Origin of the sequence: Agromyces sp. Leaf222 (assembly GCF_001421565.1) — a bacterium.
In the GTDB taxonomy this organism is placed as follows: Bacteria; Actinomycetota; Actinomycetes; order Actinomycetales; family Microbacteriaceae; genus Agromyces.
This window is the reverse complement of the sequence record NZ_LMKQ01000001.1, coordinates 62,349-77,280: the sequence shown is the minus strand read 5'-3', so window position 1 is coordinate 77,280 and position 14,932 is coordinate 62,349. Positions and strand designations below refer to the sequence as shown.

Sequence of the window (14,932 nt, the reverse complement as noted above, 5' to 3'; positions counted from 1 at the left end):
CGCGCGGATCATCGGAGCAGACGTCACGACGAGGTGACGCACGATCGAGGAGTTCACCGATGACGACCGCGACGAGGACCCGACCGCCGTTCGACCCCGAGCTGGAGGCGGTGCTCGGCATCTTGGCCGAGAGCATGCCGACCACCATCACCCCCGAGCTGATCCCCCTGATGCGCCAGGCGCCCGTGGTGGCGACGACCGATGAGCTGTTCGCCGAGGCCGGCGTCACCCGTCGCGACGTGACGATCCCCGGCCACGGCGGCGACGAGATCGTCGTCACCGTGCTCGAACGCGAGGGCCGCACGGGCACCGGTCCGGGCATCTTCCACACGCACGGCGGCGGCATGATCATCGGCGACCGGTTCGTCGGCATCGCCGGCGTCCTCGACTGGATCGTGCGCTTCGACGCCGTGTGCGTGACGGTCGAGTACCGGCTGGCGCCCGAGTTCCCCGACCCATACCCGGTGGAGGACTGCTACGCCGGCCTCCTCTGGACGGCCGAGCACGCCGACGACCTCGGCATCGACCTCGGCCGGCTCCTCATCGCCGGAGCCAGCGCCGGCGGCGGACTCGCGGCCGGCGTCTCCCTGCTCGCCCGCGACCGCGGCGGCCCCGCGCTCGCCGGCCAGGTGCTCATCTACCCGATGCTCGACGATCGCGACGCCACTGTCTCGACGCAGCAGATCGACGGCGTCGGCGTGTGGGACCGCACGAGCAACGTCACCGGCTGGAGCGCGCTCCTCGGCGACCGGCGGGCCACCGAGGACGTCTCGATCTACGCGGCGCCATCACGGGCGACCGACCTCTCGAACCTCCCGCCGGCGTTCATCGACTGCGGCAGTGCCGAGGTGTTCCGCGACGAGGACGTCGCGTACGCGTTGCAGATCTGGGCCGACGGCGGCCAGGCCGAGCTGCACGTGTGGCCGGGCGGATTCCACGGCTTCGACATGATGGCCCCGCACGCCGCGCTGTCGAAGTCGATGGTCGAGGCGCGCACGAACTGGGTCGCCCGCATCCTCGGCGCCTGAGCTTCCGCGGCCGCGGGCGGGCCAGCACGCCTGCCCGCCCGTTCGCGGCCGCGGAGAACCTCCGCTCGCTCCCGGCGCCTCGTCGTCGCGCTGGGGATTCGCAGCCGCCCGAACTAGGGTGGGCGCACCACGCGCGATGGAGCCCGGAACATGCAGGAACTCGTCGGTCGGCTGACCGCACTCGACCCACAGGCGAGCGACACGTTGAAGGTCGTCTCGTACTTCGACACGCTCGTCACCGGCGGCGTCGGCCTCGACTCGCTGCTCCGCGGAGCTGCCGTGCTCTCGGGGGCGGTCGCCGGGTACGCGGCCGCGAACGGCGGGCGATCGCTCCGGCTCACGCCAGACGGCGACCACCTGCCGACGACGGATGCCGCGGCATCCGCCTGGCCCGAACGTCGCACCAGCGACGGGTCACGGGTCTGGCTCGAGCGCGACGACGTCGCGCACGCCAACGATGCGATGGTGCTCGAACGGCTCGCACTCGCCGTCGCCATCACCACGGCCAGGCGCTCCGGCACGGCGGATGCCGCGGTCGAGGTCGTCGTCAGCGCCGGAGCCTCCCCGGCCGAGCGCGCCGTCGCCGCCGCCAAGCTTCGACTCGACGCGGCTTCGGGGATCCGCGTCGTCGTCGTGGGCGCCGACGGCCCGTCGCCGCTCGATGGCCCCACCTCGGTCGTCGCCACCCCGCGTGGGCTGGTCCGGGTCGTCCTCGTCACCGCCGCGGTCCGCGTGCCGGCCGGTGTGCGGGCCGGCATCGGCGTCGCCGGCCAGGCCGATCGCCTGCCGTCCTCGTTCGCGTCAGCCCTCATCGCGTTGCGGCTCGGCACGGCCGGCGAGCCCGTCGTCGACGCGGCCGAGCTGGGGGCGCTGCTCCTCGTGGCGGAGGCGGCGGATCGCCATGACGAGCCGCATCCCGATGTCGCCGTCCTCACCGCGCTCGATGCCCGAGCCCGTTCGGTGCTCGATGCGGTCGCGGATGCCGGCAGCGTGCGCGCCGCGGCATCCGACCTCGGAATGCACCACTCGAGCGTGCAGGCGCGACTCGATGCGCTCGCCGAGACGCTGGGGTACGACCTGCGCACGCCCGCGGGCCGCACCCGCTACGCGCTGGCGCGAGCGCTCGCCGCCCTGCAGCGCCCGGGCCTCGGGCTCCCGCCGTCGCCGCTCGCGTAGCGAACCGTCTCGAGGCCGCCGACGGTCGAGGAGCGAGGCGTCTGGAGGCCGACGCGCCCTATCGTGGACTTCGCGCGGAGACCCGCGCGAGGAGGGGACAGCCATGCTCACCGTCCGTGTCACCGCGCCGCACCCGCTGGCCGAGACCATCCGCGAGCAGCTCGCCGCGGAGCCGACCGTCAGCAACGTCGCGCTCGTGCCGAGTGCCGCGCTCGACGGCGAGGGCGACCTCGTCTTCTTCGAACTCGCGCGCGAGAACGCGAACAACATCATGCGGATGCTGCGGCACGCCGGGGTGCCGGCGGTCGGCTCGATCGTCGTCAGCGACCCGCTCGCGGTGGTGTCGGATGCCGCGGCCGCGGCCGAGCGGGCGGCCCCGGGGCATCCTGCCGACGGGGTGCTCTGGGCCCAGCTCGCCGACAGCTCCCGCGAGGACTCGCGCCCGTCGTGGAGCTTCTTCGCGTTCCTGCTGCTCGCAACGCTCATCGCCGGCATCGGCCGGTTGCTCGACCAGCCGATCCTCATCATCGGGGCGATGGTCGTCGGGCCGGAGTTCGCGCCCATCGCGGCCATCTGCTACGCGATCGTGCGCCGCAAGCGAGGCATCGCCGGCATGGCCTCGCTCACCCTGTTCGGCGGCTTCGCGCTGTGCGCGCTCATCGCCTGGGCGATCTGGGCGGTCGTGTACGCGCTCGGCTTCATCACGTTCGAGGAGGCCACGACCGGGCCGCTGACCGACTTCATCATCTCGCCCGACGGCTGGTCGTTCGTCATCGCCCTGCTCGCGGGCATCGCGGGCGTGCTCTCGCTCACGACGTCGAAGTCGTCGGCGCTCGTGGGCGTGTTCATCTCCATCACGACGGTGCCGGCGGTCGGCACGATCGGCTTGACGCTCGCCGTCGGCGCGTGGGACGAGGCGTGGTCCGCGTTCCTGCAGCTGCTCGTCAACGTCGCCGGGCTCATGGTGGCGGGCGTCGCGACGCTGTGGGTGCAGCTGCACGTCGGCCGCCGCATCGGGCGACGGCTCGCAGCGCGCCGCGCCGCGGCATCCGCTCGCTAGGCCCCGTATACGCGAGCCGCGGCGTCGGCGCCACCCCGTTGTCGGCCCCGAGCAGCCGACGTAGGTTGCCGACATGACCTCGCTCTGGCTCGCGCGCCCGCTTCCGATCGAGACCGACGACCCGACCGCCGACGGGCCGGGCTCGTCGCCTCGCGTCTTCGACGAGATCGTCGTGGGGGCCGGGCTCACGGGCCTCGTCACGGCGGTGCTGCTCGCGCGCGCCGGCCGACGTGTTGGGGTGCTCGAGGCGCGCGAGGTGGGTGCCGTGGCGACGGGCAACACGACCGCGAAGCTCAGCGTGCTGCAGGGCGCGCACCTGCAACGGGTTCGCCGGCGCACCTCGGCCGACGTGCTGCGGGCGTACGTCGATGCGAACCTCGCCGGGCAGACCTGGCTGCTCGACTACCTCGCCGAGCGCGGCGTGCCCGTGCAGCGACGCGACGCGGTGAGCTTCGCCGCAACACCGTCGGGCCGCGAGGTCGTCGAACGCGAGGCCGAGGTCGCGCGCGATGCCGGACTGCGCGTCATGACCGACGTCGCCGACGACGTGCCGTTCCGCACCTACGCGCCCGTCAGGCTGGCCGGCCAGGCCCAGTTCGACCCGATGGAGGTGCTCGCCGCGCTCGCCGCCGAGCTCCGCGCCCTCGGCGGGGTCATCCGCACCGGGGTGCGTATGACGGGTGCGCGGGTCGGGTCGCCGGTGCGCGTGCGCACGACCGGCGGCGAGTTCACGTGCGAGCGGCTCGTCATCGCGACGGGCACGCCGATCCTCGACCGCGGCCCCTCCTTCGCGAAGCTGCGCGCGAACCGCTCCTACGCGGCCGCCTATCGAACGGATGCCGCACTGCCGCAGGCCATGTACCTCAGCGTCGACGAGCCCGCCCGATCGATCCGCACAGCACCCGATCCCGATCTCGATGCCGGTGCGGCGGAGCTGCTGCTCGTCGGCGGCTACGGGCACGAGGTGGGCCGGCATCCGTCGCCGCAGTCGCGGGTGGATGCGCTCGACGACTGGGCGCGCACCACCTGGCCGGATGCCTCGTTGACGCACCGCTGGAGCGCGCAGGACTACGAGACCCCGCACGGCGTGCCGTTCGTGGGGTGGCTGCCGCGCGGCGGCGGCCGGGTCTTCCTCGCCACCGGATACGACAAGTGGGGCATGACGAACGCGGTGCAATGCGGGCTCACCCTCGCCGCGGACCTGCTCGGCGACCTGCCCGACTGGGCGCGGACGCTGCGGCATCGCTTCACGACCCCGGTCGCGCTCGGCGTCGGCATCGGCATGAACGCGGCGGTCGCCAAGCACTACGCCGTCGGCTGGGGGCGAGCGCTCGTGCACCGGCTGCCCGCGCAGGCGCCGGTCGAGGGTGCCGGCGTCATCGGCCGCGCAGGCCGGGCTCCCGTGCCGACGGCCGTCTCGACCGTCGACGGGGTCACCTGCGAGGTCTCGGGAATCTGCCCGCACCTCGGCGCCGTGCTCGCGTGGAACGACGCCGAGCGCACCTGGGACTGCCCGGCTCACGCCTCGCGCTTCAGCTCCGGCGGGGCGCTGCTCGAGGGGCCGGCGAAGCGCGACCTCCGCGTGCGCGGCGTGCAGGTCGTGACGCCGGTCGAGCCGCGGGAGGGTTCCGCGGTCGAGGAGAAGGCTGTTCCGGCGGTCGGGTAGCGCAGCGTATCGAGACCCGCGAACCGCGCCCGGCTAGGCTCGCGGGCATGGGTGCGCGCGTCGTGGTGGTCGGGTCGATCAACGTCGATTCGGTGGTGCGGGTCGAGCGGCATCCGGCGCCGGGCGAGACCCTGCTCGGCGTCGGCGTCGAGCTGCTGCCGGGCGGCAAGGGCGCGAACCTCGCGGCCGGGGCCGCGGCTGCCGGCGCCGACGTGCTGCTGATCGGCCGGGTCGGCGACGACGACCTCGGGCGCCGCTACGTCGAACGCCTCGCCGAGCACGGCGTCGACGTCTCCGGCGTCTCGGTCGACGGCGACCGGCCGACCGGCCAGGCGTTCATCACGGTCGCCGCGTCGGGCGAGAACAGCATCGTCGTCATCGCCGGGGCGAACGGCGGTGTCGATGCGGATGCCGCGGCCCGCGCGATCCCCGATGACGCGGCCGTCGTGGTCACCCAGCTCGAACTCGCGCCCGAGGTCGCCGAGGCGGTGCTGCGCCGTGCTCGGGCGCTCGGCGCGATCACGGTGCTGAATCCGTCGCCCGTCTCGCCCGCGGCATCCGCCCTGCTCGAACTGGCCGATGTCGTCATCGTGAACGAACACGAGTGGGCCGCCCTCGGCGAGCCCGCCGATGCCTGCGTGACCCTCGGTGCGGCCGGCGCCCGATGGGGAGATGCGGATGCCGCGCCGGGCCCGGTCGACGTCGTCGACACCACCGGCGCGGGCGACGCCTTCGCCGGGGCGCTCGTCGCCGGGCTCGCCGCCGGTGCCGATCGGGTGGATGCGCTGCGCGATGCCGTCGCCGCCGGCGCCCGCGCGACGACGTACCCCGGCGCGCAGCCGTGGGGCTTCAGCGCGTCGTCGGCCTCGTAGCGGATCGGTGCGGACCGGACCGGACCGCACCGGATCGAGCGCTCGCTTCAGTGGCGGCACGGATGCCGCCGATCGGGCAGGTGCCTACGCTCGCAAGCGGCCCGACCGAGTGGGCTCGGGTCGCCGAGAACGGAGTCATCATGAGCGAGCATGCGAACCGGGCCGAGATCGAACCCCTGGTCGAGAAATGGACCCTCGAAGCGCTGCAGGAGGCGAAGATCGGCCGCGCGAGCCGCGTCGGCAGGATCTCGGCCACGCGACTGCGCGAGGTGCTGCGCGAGCGGCACGATCAGGTCATCGAAGGATTGGACGCGCCCGTGATCTCGCTGTCGGCGAGGCACCCGTGGGTCGACGGCGGCCGCATCGACATGTTCCAGCCGGGCCGTTGGGACACGGAGTACGACCTAGTCTTCATGTCGTCGGACTTCGCGCCGAACTCCGCGTCGATCGGGTACGGCGCCGTCGTCGTCCCCTCCGACGGCACCTATCTCGTGGCCGTGCGGTTCAGCGGCCACGAGACGACGCTCCGCCTGCACGGCCCATGGGGCATCCAGACCGGGTTCTCGGCGACGACCTCAGACCACCCGACCCTGACGGCGATCTGGAGCGGCACCGCCGGGGAGCACCTGAACTTCTCGTTCCTGTTCTCGGGCGGCATCATCGGCTACCTGGAGGCGATCGACATCCACCTGCTCAGTTGAGCCGGGGAACCTGCACGAGCGCGGCATCCGAAGCCGTGACGAAGTCGAGCACCGCGTCGAGGGTGGCATCGGCCCGCAGGATGCGGTTGTGCCCGAGCCCGTCGGTGGGCACGAGTCGAGTGCGGCCGGGGTTCGCGGCCGCGATCCCCGGCGCCTCGGTGAAGGGCACGCGGCGGTCGCCGCGGTCGTGCACGAGCAGCAGGGGCGTACCGTCGGGCAGCGGGTGCGAGAGCGCCGAGTACCGGTCGAACGGGTCCTCGAGGTCGGCGAACACCCTTCGGGCGTACCCACGGGCGAGCGCCTCGCGCGTCGGTCCGTCGAGGCCGACCAGCTCGCCGAAGCCGTCGACGAACACGTTCGGCGTGCCTGCACCGGCGATCGCCGCGATGCGCCGCACGTCGAGGCCCTCGCCCGGTGCGAGGAGTGCGGCGAGCCCGCCGAACGAGTGGCCGATGACGGCGTGGAATCGGCCCAACCGCTGCTGCAGCTCGGCCAGCACGTCGAGGTGGTCGACGAGGTAGGTGCCGCGACCGGCCGATTCGCCGTTCGCGGGCGCATCGAACGCGACGACGCGGAAGCCCTCGCTCCGCAGTTCCCGCACGAGCGCCGCGAACACGCTCGCGCGCGACTGCCAGCCGTGCGCGAGCACGATCGTGTCCGGCCCGCCGCCCCACTCGTAGGTGACGACGTCGACGCCCGAGCGGCGGATGCCCGGGATGCGCACGCTGCCGCGCCTGGCCTCGAGGTGCGTCGCGGCGTCCGCGGGTGAGACGGGCACTCGGCGCCCGACCCGCATGAACAGGGGGAGGGCGAGTCGTGCACCGAGCTCGGGCGAGAGCGAGGAGGCGATGCGGATGCCGCCGGCCACCGCCCGCATGGCGAGCCGCGCCGAGGGCGGGGCGCTCGCCGGGGCGACGGGTGCCCTGACGGCGGGTGTCGACGCGGTGTCGGATGCCGGTGCGGTCACGGGTGCCTCCAAGAAACTCTACGAACGTTCGTACGTAGAGTGTACGAACGTTCGTGCGTAAACTGCAAGACATGACGATGATCGACGGCAGACGGGCTCGCGGGGACGCCTCGCGACGGATCGTGCTCGCGCACGCCGCCGACCTCGCCTCGATGGAGGGCCTCGACGGCCTCTCGATCGGGCGCCTCGCCGCCGAGGCGGAGGTGAGCAAGAGCGGCATCGCGACGCTGTTCGGCTCGAAGGAGCAGCTGCAGCTCGCGACAGTGGCCGCGGCGGCCGAGCGGTTCACCGCGACCGTGATCGTGCCCGCGCGCGTGCAGCCGCGCGGCATCCGTCGCCTGACCGCCCTGCTCGACCGGGTCGTCGCGTACTCCGAGGATCGTGTCTTCCCGGGCGGCTGCTTCTTCTCCGCCAGCGCGGCCGACTTCCACTCCAAGCCGGGCCCGGTGCGCGACGCCTTGGCCGACCAGCTCGAGAGCTGGCTCGGCTACCTCGCGGCATCCGCCCGCTTCGCGGTCGAACAGGGCGAGCTGCCTGGCCTCGACGACCCCGACCAGCTCGCGTTCGAACTGCAGGGCACGTTCGAGTGGATGAACCTGATGGCCGTCATCCGCGAGGCCGACAGCGCCGTGCACTACGGGCGCGCGCGCACGGCGTACCGCGGGCGCCTCATCGCCTACGGCGGCGACCCGGCGATCGCCGAGCTCGTGCTCGTGCCGGGCGCGGCGCTGGGGTCGGACAGCTAGTTCGGCGGAGCCTCTGCCACGAGCGCGAGCGTGGTGTCGCCGCACGGCAGCACGAACTCGCCGCCGCCGAGCACGGCCGCGTGCCCCGGATGCTCCTCGTGCAGCGGTGCGAGCGCCTCAGACAGGCCATCGAGCCGTAGCAGCGCACCGGTCGCCCGGCGAGAATCCGTCGAGGCGAGGATCCGGCCGGAGGCGTTCACGAGCGTGCAGGCGCCGCCCCACTCGCGCAGCACCGGCAGTAGCTCGCGCTCGAGGCGCGCGACGTAGGCGTCGGTGCCGACCACGCCGACCATCTCGCCGTCGGCCATGACGGGCGTCGTGATCGTGACCGTGTAGTCGTCGGTGCAGAGGTAGTCGACGTAGGGGCCGGTGAGGTGGCGGCGGCCCGTGCGCTGCGGAACCCGCCACCACTCGAGCGTCGTGTAGTCGCGGAACTGCTCGGAATCGGGGTCGCTGACGGCCTCGAGCCGGCGGAGCGTCGCCGTGCCGCTGCCGCTGCCCGTGCCGCCCGTGCCCGTGCCCGTGCCGAACGAGTTCGCGCTGCTCAGCCACCAGGCGAGATGCCACTGCGCGTCGGCGAGGAACCCGGGCGCGGCCACGAAGCCCGCACCCGTGATGAGGGCCCCGTCGCGTTCGAGCTCGGCGCCGACGAGGGCCTCGATGACCGCGTCGAGCGTGGCCGCCTCAGCCGTCGGCGAGCCGGTGAGCGCGCCGGCGTACGGGCCGGAGAGCTCGGCCTCGAGCACCCCGCGCCATCCGTCGACCATGGCGAGAACGGGTTCGATCGTCGATGCCACGCGCCAGGCGATGTGCTCTGCCGCGAGATCGAGAGTGGTGCTCACGCGCGGGTTCCTTCCGCTGGTTCCGCTGGGGCCGCTTCGGTGACGAATGCCGCGTCGAGGGCGGATGTCGCACCGCCGGCGGGGTGCGCGGCCTGGTCGATGCGGGACTTCTCGTCGATCAGCCACTGCACCGCCGAGGCGATGTGCTCCGTCGTGACGCGACGTGCACGTTCGGGTTGCACGTCGCGGATGGCCTGGATCACGTCGAGCCGCACGATGCGGCTGCGGTCACGAGCATCTTCCTCCCGCAGGTGCATCCAGAGCAAGGGCCCGGCCTCGGCCTGCAGCCGCAACTCCTCCTGCACGAGGCGCGGCGACTGGCTCACGGCGGCGACCTCGAGCTGGAATCGGCCGACCGCCCGTCGGGCTCCGCCGGCCGTCGTCAGGTCTGCGCGGGCGTCGATGTCGGCGAGGCTCGCCAGGTCGTCGTCGCTCGCGCGATCCGCGGCGACTTCGGCCGCCATGCCCGCGATCGCGGAGTAGTGCAGCGACAGGTCGCGGATCTCGACGCGGCTCAGCGAGCGGAGCCGCCGCTCGACGAGGCGGTTCGAGGCATCCGGGTCGAAGGTGACGAAGCTGCCGCCGTCGCGCCCGCGTCGCGTGTGCACCAGGCCGTTGTCGCGCAGCGCGACGAGCGCCTCGCGTGCGGTGACGACGGCGACGCCGAGGCGGCCGGCGAGGTCCGACTCGCTCGGCAGGCGCTCGCCGTCGCGAAGCACGCCGGCGACGATCGCGTCGGTGATGCGCTGTTCGACGAGGGCGGCGCGACCGGCTCCCTCGAGCGGGGCGAAGACCACGGCTCGGGTCGCATCGGTGCGGCCGGCTGCGTGCGGCATCCGCCCTCCCGGGATCCGATTCGGAAACTGTGACACGACCGTAACACGGAGGTCTGGACGCAGACATCTGGATCCATATGATTTTGAACACGCCTCGCGAAGGAGCACTGCATGACCGACAGCCAGCCGGCGATCAGGCTGACCGGACTCACCAAGGAGTTCGGCGCCGTGACCGCCGTCGACCACGTCGACCTCGAGATCGCGGCCGGGGAGTTCTTCTCGATGCTCGGCCCATCGGGCTCGGGCAAGACCACCGTGCTGCGCCTCATCGCCGGATTCGAGCAGCCCACCGGCGGCAGCATCGAGCTCTTCGGCGAAGACGTCACCAAGCGGGCGCCGTTCGACCGCGACGTCAACACCGTGTTCCAGGACTACGCGCTGTTCCCGCACATGAGCGTGCTCGAGAACGTCGCCTACGGGCTGCGCGTTCGCGGCATCGGCCGGAAGGAGCGCGCCGAACGCGCCCGCCGCGCCCTCGCGTCGGTGCGGCTCGAGCAGATGGGCGACCGCAAGCCCTCGCAGCTCTCCGGCGGCCAGCGCCAGCGCGTCGCCCTCGCCCGCGCCACCGTCGTCGAGCCCAAGGTGCTGCTGCTCGACGAGCCGCTCGGCGCCCTCGACCTCAAGCTCCGCGAGCAGATGCAGGTCGAGCTCAAGCAGATCCAGCGCGACCTCGGCATCACCTTCATCTTCGTCACCCACGACCAAGAAGAGGCGCTCACGCTCTCCGACCGCGTCGCCGTGTTCAACGACGGCCGCATCGAGCAGCTCGGCACGCCCGCCGAGCTCTACGAACGGCCGGGCTCCCGCTTCGTCGCCGGCTTCGTCGGCACCTCGAACCTGTTCGACGACGCTCGCTCGCGCGCCCTCCTCGGCCGCGGGGGCGAGCACTCCGTGCGCCCCGAGAAGCTCGTCGTGGCCGCCGACGCCGAGTCGGGCGACGGCGTGCGCAGCGCCCCCGGCACCGTGGTCGAGGTCATCTACCTCGGCAGCGGCATCCGCACCGTCGTCGACCTCGACGCCGGCCTCCGCCTCACCGTGCTCGCGCAGAACGACCGCCGGGCGCTCGCCGCCGGCGACCGCGGCGACCGCGTGCACGTGAGCTGGCACGACGCCGACGTCGTCGCGCTGGCATCGACGGCTCCATCGGGCGAAGCGGATGCCGCGGCATCCGTCGCTTGAACCGCACCGCAGCTCAGCACCACTCGCACCCCTGCAGTCCCACACAGAAGGAGAGAACCATGAAGCGCATTCCGCACACGGCCCGCCGTGGCGCGGTCGTCGGCCTCGCGATCGCCTCGGTCGCGTTGCTCACGGCCTGCGGCACCTCGAGCGGTTCCGGCGACTCGGGCGGCGAGGCCGCGACCGAGCTCGGCGACTACGAGGGCCAGGTCTCGATCCTCGCGTGGCCGGGCTACGTCGAGGACGGCTCGAACGACCCCGCCGTCGACTGGGTCACCCCGTTCGTCGACGAGACCGGCTGCAAGGTCACCACGAAGACGTTCGGCACGTCGGATGAGGCGCTGAACCTCATGAAGACGGGCGACTACGACGTGGTCTCCGCCTCGGGCGACGCCTCCCTGCGCCTCGTCGCCGCCGGCGACGTCGCCCCCGTGAACACCGACCTGATCCCGAACTACGAGGGCATCTACCCCTTCCTGAAGGACCAGGCCTGGAACTCGGTCGACGGCGTCTCGTACGGCGTGCCGCACGGCTACGGCGCCAACCTGCTCATGTACAACACGGAGGAGTTCTCGACGGCGCCCACCTCGTGGGACGTCGTGTTCGACAAGGCCTCCGAGAACGCGGGCAAGGTCACGGCCTACGACTCCCCGATCTACATCGCGGATGCCGCGGTCTACCTCATGGCGCACGAGCCCGACCTCGGCATCGAGAACCCCTACGCGCTCGACGAGGAGCAGCTCGCTGCGGCCGTCGACCTGCTGAAGGTGCAGCGCGAGAGCATCGGCGAGTACTGGTCCGACTACCTCAAGGAGATCCAGGCCTTCACGACCGGCGACTCCGTCGTCGGCACGAGCTGGCAGGTCATCGAGAACGTGCTCGAGGGCGAAGGCGCGGCGACCGACGTCGTGCTGCCCGAGGAGGGCGCGACCGGATGGTCCGACACCTGGATGATCGCGTCCGAGGCGAAGAACCCGAACTGCGCCTACGCGTGGCTCGACTACATCGCCAGCCCCGAGGCCAACGCCGCCGCGACCTCGTACTTCGGCGAGGCCCCCTCGTCGGATGCCGCGTGCGACTACCGCGAGGACTGCGAGGCCTATCACGCCGGTGACGCCGACTACGCGTCGCAGATCTGGTACTGGTCGACCCCGATCGAGGAGTGCCTCGACGGGCGCACGGATGTCACGTGCACCGACTACGCCGCCTGGACCGCCGCGTGGCAGGAGATCAAGGGCTGATGACCTCGGCCTCAGTGGAGTCCCGTCCACGCCGCTCTGCGGCGCGGGCGGGCTCCGCCTTCCTCACGACCCACCCGCGCACGCGGTTGGCGCTGCTGCTGGCGGCGCCCCTGTTCTGGCTCGTCGTGGTCTACATCGTCGCGCTCGCCCTGCTGCTCGTCACGGCGTTCTGGTCGGTCGACAGCTTCACGGGCGAGATCACGACCGAGTTCACCCTCGACAACATCATCGAGGTCGTCACCGGATCGCTCTACCAGACGGTGACCCTGCGCACGGTCGGCGTCGCGCTCGCCGTGACGCTCATCGACGTGGTGCTGGCGCTGCCCATCGCGTTCTTCATGGCGAAGGTCGCCTCGCCGCGCATGCAGCGCGTGCTCGTGATCCTCGTGCTCACGCCGCTCTGGGCGTCGTACCTCGTGAAGGCGTACGCCTGGCGCTCGGTGCTCTCGCAGGACGGCATCCTCGAGTGGCTGCTCGCCCCGTTCGGCGGGCACACGCCCGGGTACGGGCTCCCGGCGACGATCATCACGCTGTCGTACCTGTGGCTGCCGTACGTGATCCTGCCCATCTACGCCGGGCTCGAGCGCGTGCCGGACTCGCTGCTCGAGGCGTCCGGCGACCTCGGCGGCAAGTCGTGGTCGACCCTGCGCCTCGTGGTCTTCCCGCTCATCCTGCCCGCGATCATCGCCGGCACGATCTTCAGCTTCTCGCTCTCGCTCGGCGACTACATCACGGTGAACATCGTGGGCGGCGCGAACCAGATGCTCGGCAACCTCGTGTACACGAACGTGGGCGCCGCGAACAACCTCCCGCTGGCGTCCGCGATCGCGCTCATCCCGATCGTGATCATCTTCGGCTACCTGTTCCTCGTGCGCCGCACCGGCGCGCTCGACAACCTCTAAGGCAGACGGATGCGCCTCTCCCGCCCCGCTCGCGTCACGCTCGGCGTCATCACCGCGATCATCCTCGTGGTGGTCTACGTGCCGCTGTTCGTCGTGCTCGTGAACTCGTTCTCGACGTCGACCTCGTTGACATGGCCGCCGCCCGGATTCACGTTCGAGTGGTGGGTGAAGGCGTTCCAGAGCGCCGGCGCACTCGAGGCGGTGCTGACGAGCGTGCAGGTCGCGATCGTCGCGACGATCATCGCGCTCGTGCTCGGCACGCTCATCTCGTTCGCGCTGCAGCGCTTCGAGTTCTTCGGCCGCGAGGCGATCAGCCTGCTCGTGATCCTGCCGATCGCCCTGCCCGGCATCATCACCGGCATCGCGCTGAACAACTTCTTCCGCACGATCATGGGCGTGCCGCTCTCGATCTGGACCGTCGTCATCGCGCACGCCACGTTCTGCATCGTGACGGTGTTCAACAACGTGATCGCGCGCCTGCGCCGGCAGGGCACGAACCTCGAGGAGGCCTCGGCCGACCTCGGTGCGGGCGTGTGGACGACGTTCCGGCTCGTGACGTTCCCGCAGCTGCGGTCGGCGCTCCTCGCCGGAGGCCTGCTCGCGTTCGCGCTCTCGTTCGACGAGATCATCGTGACGACGTTCACCGCGGGCTCCGGGGTGACGACGCTGCCCATCTTCATCCTGAACAACATGTTCCGGCCGAACCAGGCGCCCATCGTCTCGGTCATCGCCGTGGTGCTGGTGCTCGTGTCGATCATCCCGATCTACATCGCGCAGAAGCTCTCGGGGCCGGCCGAACAGAAGCGGTAGTCCTCGCCGATCGGATGCCGCGGGCGGGCGTCGGGCGCGCCGGGTAGGGTCGGCGGGTGCAGACCTTCCGAACCGCAGACGGCACCGAACTCGCGTACAGCACCATCGGCACCGCCTCGTCCGAGCGGCCTCCCGCGCTCGTCGTGCCGGGCGGCCCGTGCCGCGGCGTCGACTACCTCGAGGACCTCGCGGGCGTCGGCGCCGAACGGCAGCTCGTCGTGCTGCATCCGCGTGGCACGCCCACGTCCGGTGGTCGATCGAACGGCTGGTGGGCCGACGCCGACGACCTGATCGCGCTCGCCGACCACCTCGGGCTCGACCGGTTCGACGTGATCGGGCACTCCGCCGGCTCGCGGCTCGTGCTCGCGGCATCCGCACGCTTCCCCGATCGGCTGCGCCGCCTCGCGCTCATCACCCCTGCGGCGGCGTGGCTCACGGATGCCGCGTGGGACGGCGACGCGATCGGCGGGCGCCGCGGCGACCCGGCGGTGATCGCGGCGCTCGAGTCGCTCACCGGGGCCCAGCCCGTCGATCAACGGCAGTGGGATGCCGCCCGTGCCGTCGAGGCACCCGCCGGATACGCGCACTGGACCGCCCGCGAACGCACCCACAGCACCGTCGGCGGCCGGGAGCTCGCCGCGGTCGAGGCGTGGTTCACGGGGATTCCGGATGACGCGGTGACCCGCATCCTCGCGTCGCCCCGCATCCCGACCCTCGTGATCGCCGGCGACGCCGACATCCTCTCGGGGGTCGCGCCGGTGGCGGCGTACGCCGAGGCGCTCGGCGCGGAGCTGCGCATGATCCCCGACTGCGGTCATTACCCCTGGGTGGAGCAGCCCGAGGCGTTCCGGGCGGCGCTCGGCGGGTGGCTCGCGGCCTGAACCGGGCGAACCGGGCGCCTGACAC

15 protein-coding genes are annotated in these 14,932 nt (G+C 72.2%); 12 read left to right on the top strand and 3 right to left on the bottom strand.

The genetic code is table 11. From position 1 onward, the window contains the following. The first annotated feature begins 59 nt into the window (after nucleotides 1-59). The 6 genes from ASE68_RS00380 (at nucleotide 60) to ASE68_RS00355 (ending at nucleotide 6,503) form a co-directional block, all read left to right on the top strand. Nucleotides 60-1,028: an alpha/beta hydrolase gene (locus ASE68_RS00380; protein ID WP_055853927.1), complete on the top strand. Its 969-nt coding sequence runs from the start codon at nucleotides 60-62 to the stop codon at nucleotides 1,026-1,028. A gap of 150 nt (nucleotides 1,029-1,178) precedes the next feature. Continuing rightward, a complete protein-coding gene (locus tag ASE68_RS00375; RefSeq protein ID WP_055853924.1) occupies nucleotides 1,179-2,204 on the top strand; it encodes a helix-turn-helix domain-containing protein in 1,026 nt (341 codons plus the stop codon). Nucleotides 2,205-2,307: 103 nt separating this feature from the next. Continuing rightward, nucleotides 2,308-3,264: a DUF389 domain-containing protein gene (locus ASE68_RS00370; protein ID WP_055853920.1), complete on the top strand. Its 957-nt coding sequence runs from the start codon at nucleotides 2,308-2,310 to the stop codon at nucleotides 3,262-3,264. Nucleotides 3,265-3,337: 73 nt separating this feature from the next. Continuing rightward, on the top strand, nucleotides 3,338-4,930 hold the full coding sequence (locus ASE68_RS00365; RefSeq protein ID WP_055853919.1) for an FAD-dependent oxidoreductase: 1,593 nt from the start codon (nucleotides 3,338-3,340) through the stop codon (nucleotides 4,928-4,930). A 47-nt stretch (nucleotides 4,931-4,977) separates the two neighbouring features. Then, the gene (locus tag ASE68_RS00360) at nucleotides 4,978-5,802 is read left to right on the top strand and encodes a ribokinase (protein WP_055853916.1); all 825 of its coding nucleotides are present in this window, start codon (nucleotides 4,978-4,980) and stop codon (nucleotides 5,800-5,802) included. A 140-nt stretch (nucleotides 5,803-5,942) separates the two neighbouring features. After that, complete coding sequence (locus ASE68_RS00355; RefSeq protein ID WP_157421471.1) at nucleotides 5,943-6,503, top strand: hypothetical protein; 561 nt, start codon at nucleotides 5,943-5,945, stop codon at nucleotides 6,501-6,503. Here the strand turns inward: ASE68_RS00355 and ASE68_RS00350 are convergent. After that, the gene (locus tag ASE68_RS00350) at nucleotides 6,496-7,470 is read right to left on the bottom strand and encodes a S9 family peptidase (protein ID WP_055853908.1); all 975 of its coding nucleotides are present in this window, start codon (nucleotides 7,468-7,470) and stop codon (nucleotides 6,496-6,498) included. The two genes, ASE68_RS00355 and ASE68_RS00350, sit on opposite strands and share 8 nt — an antisense overlap. 71 nt (nucleotides 7,471-7,541) lie before the next feature. Here ASE68_RS00350 and ASE68_RS00345 point away from each other — a divergent pair, with 71 nt between their 5' ends. Then, a complete protein-coding gene (locus ASE68_RS00345) occupies nucleotides 7,542-8,216 on the top strand; it encodes a TetR/AcrR family transcriptional regulator (protein ID WP_055853905.1) in 675 nt (224 codons plus the stop codon). On the opposite strand, the gene ASE68_RS00340 is transcribed toward ASE68_RS00345, so the two are convergent. Continuing rightward, nucleotides 8,213-9,058, bottom strand: a complete 846-nt coding sequence (locus tag ASE68_RS00340) for a hypothetical protein (RefSeq protein WP_055853901.1) — start codon at nucleotides 9,056-9,058, stop codon at nucleotides 8,213-8,215. The genes ASE68_RS00345 and ASE68_RS00340 overlap by 4 nt on opposite strands. Beyond that, nucleotides 9,055-9,894, bottom strand: a complete 840-nt coding sequence (locus tag ASE68_RS00335; protein ID WP_055853899.1) for a FadR/GntR family transcriptional regulator — start codon at nucleotides 9,892-9,894, stop codon at nucleotides 9,055-9,057. Before ASE68_RS00335 ends, ASE68_RS00340 begins: the two co-directional genes overlap by 4 nt. A 111-nt stretch (nucleotides 9,895-10,005) precedes the next feature. Between ASE68_RS00335 and ASE68_RS00330 the strand changes: the two genes are divergently transcribed. The 5 genes from ASE68_RS00330 to ASE68_RS00310 are packed head-to-tail and all read left to right on the top strand — an operon-like array spanning nucleotide 10,006 to nucleotide 14,907. Then, the gene (locus ASE68_RS00330) at nucleotides 10,006-11,073 is read left to right on the top strand and encodes an ABC transporter ATP-binding protein (protein WP_055853896.1); all 1,068 of its coding nucleotides are present in this window, start codon (nucleotides 10,006-10,008) and stop codon (nucleotides 11,071-11,073) included. A gap of 59 nt (nucleotides 11,074-11,132) precedes the next feature. Next, nucleotides 11,133-12,314, top strand: coding sequence for an ABC transporter substrate-binding protein (locus ASE68_RS00325; RefSeq protein WP_055853892.1), 1,182 nt, complete (start codon nucleotides 11,133-11,135; stop codon nucleotides 12,312-12,314). Next, complete coding sequence (locus ASE68_RS00320; RefSeq protein ID WP_055853888.1) at nucleotides 12,314-13,216, top strand: ABC transporter permease; 903 nt, start codon at nucleotides 12,314-12,316, stop codon at nucleotides 13,214-13,216. The genes ASE68_RS00325 and ASE68_RS00320 overlap by 1 nt, the downstream gene beginning before the upstream one ends. 9 nt (nucleotides 13,217-13,225) lie before the next feature. After that, on the top strand, nucleotides 13,226-14,026 hold the full coding sequence (locus tag ASE68_RS00315; protein WP_055853885.1) for an ABC transporter permease: 801 nt from the start codon (nucleotides 13,226-13,228) through the stop codon (nucleotides 14,024-14,026). A 56-nt stretch (nucleotides 14,027-14,082) separates the two neighbouring features. Further along, nucleotides 14,083-14,907 carry an alpha/beta fold hydrolase gene (locus tag ASE68_RS00310; protein ID WP_235480726.1) on the top strand — a complete coding sequence of 275 codons (825 nt, stop codon included), beginning with the start codon at nucleotides 14,083-14,085 and terminating at the stop codon, nucleotides 14,905-14,907. Nucleotides 14,908-14,932: the final 25 nt, after the last annotated feature.

Coding starts and splice junctions, on each gene's coding strand:
- ASE68_RS00345 (WP_055853905.1), top strand. CDS start 7,542: ATGACGATGATCGACGGCAGACGGGCTCGCGGGGACGCCTCGCGACGG.
- ASE68_RS00330 (WP_055853896.1), top strand. CDS start 10,006: ATGACCGACAGCCAGCCGGCGATCAGGCTGACCGGACTCACCAAGGAG.
- ASE68_RS00365 (WP_055853919.1), top strand. CDS start 3,338: ATGACCTCGCTCTGGCTCGCGCGCCCGCTTCCGATCGAGACCGACGAC.
- ASE68_RS00360 (WP_055853916.1), top strand. CDS start 4,978: ATGGGTGCGCGCGTCGTGGTGGTCGGGTCGATCAACGTCGATTCGGTG.
- ASE68_RS00375 (WP_055853924.1), top strand. CDS start 1,179: ATGCAGGAACTCGTCGGTCGGCTGACCGCACTCGACCCACAGGCGAGC.
- ASE68_RS00370 (WP_055853920.1), top strand. CDS start 2,308: ATGCTCACCGTCCGTGTCACCGCGCCGCACCCGCTGGCCGAGACCATC.
- ASE68_RS00335 (WP_055853899.1), bottom strand. CDS start 9,894: ATGCCGCACGCAGCCGGCCGCACCGATGCGACCCGAGCCGTGGTCTTC.
- ASE68_RS00380 (WP_055853927.1), top strand. CDS start 60: ATGACGACCGCGACGAGGACCCGACCGCCGTTCGACCCCGAGCTGGAG.
- ASE68_RS00325 (WP_055853892.1), top strand. CDS start 11,133: ATGAAGCGCATTCCGCACACGGCCCGCCGTGGCGCGGTCGTCGGCCTC.
- ASE68_RS00320 (WP_055853888.1), top strand. CDS start 12,314: ATGACCTCGGCCTCAGTGGAGTCCCGTCCACGCCGCTCTGCGGCGCGG.
- ASE68_RS00315 (WP_055853885.1), top strand. CDS start 13,226: ATGCGCCTCTCCCGCCCCGCTCGCGTCACGCTCGGCGTCATCACCGCG.
- ASE68_RS00355 (WP_157421471.1), top strand. CDS start 5,943: ATGAGCGAGCATGCGAACCGGGCCGAGATCGAACCCCTGGTCGAGAAA.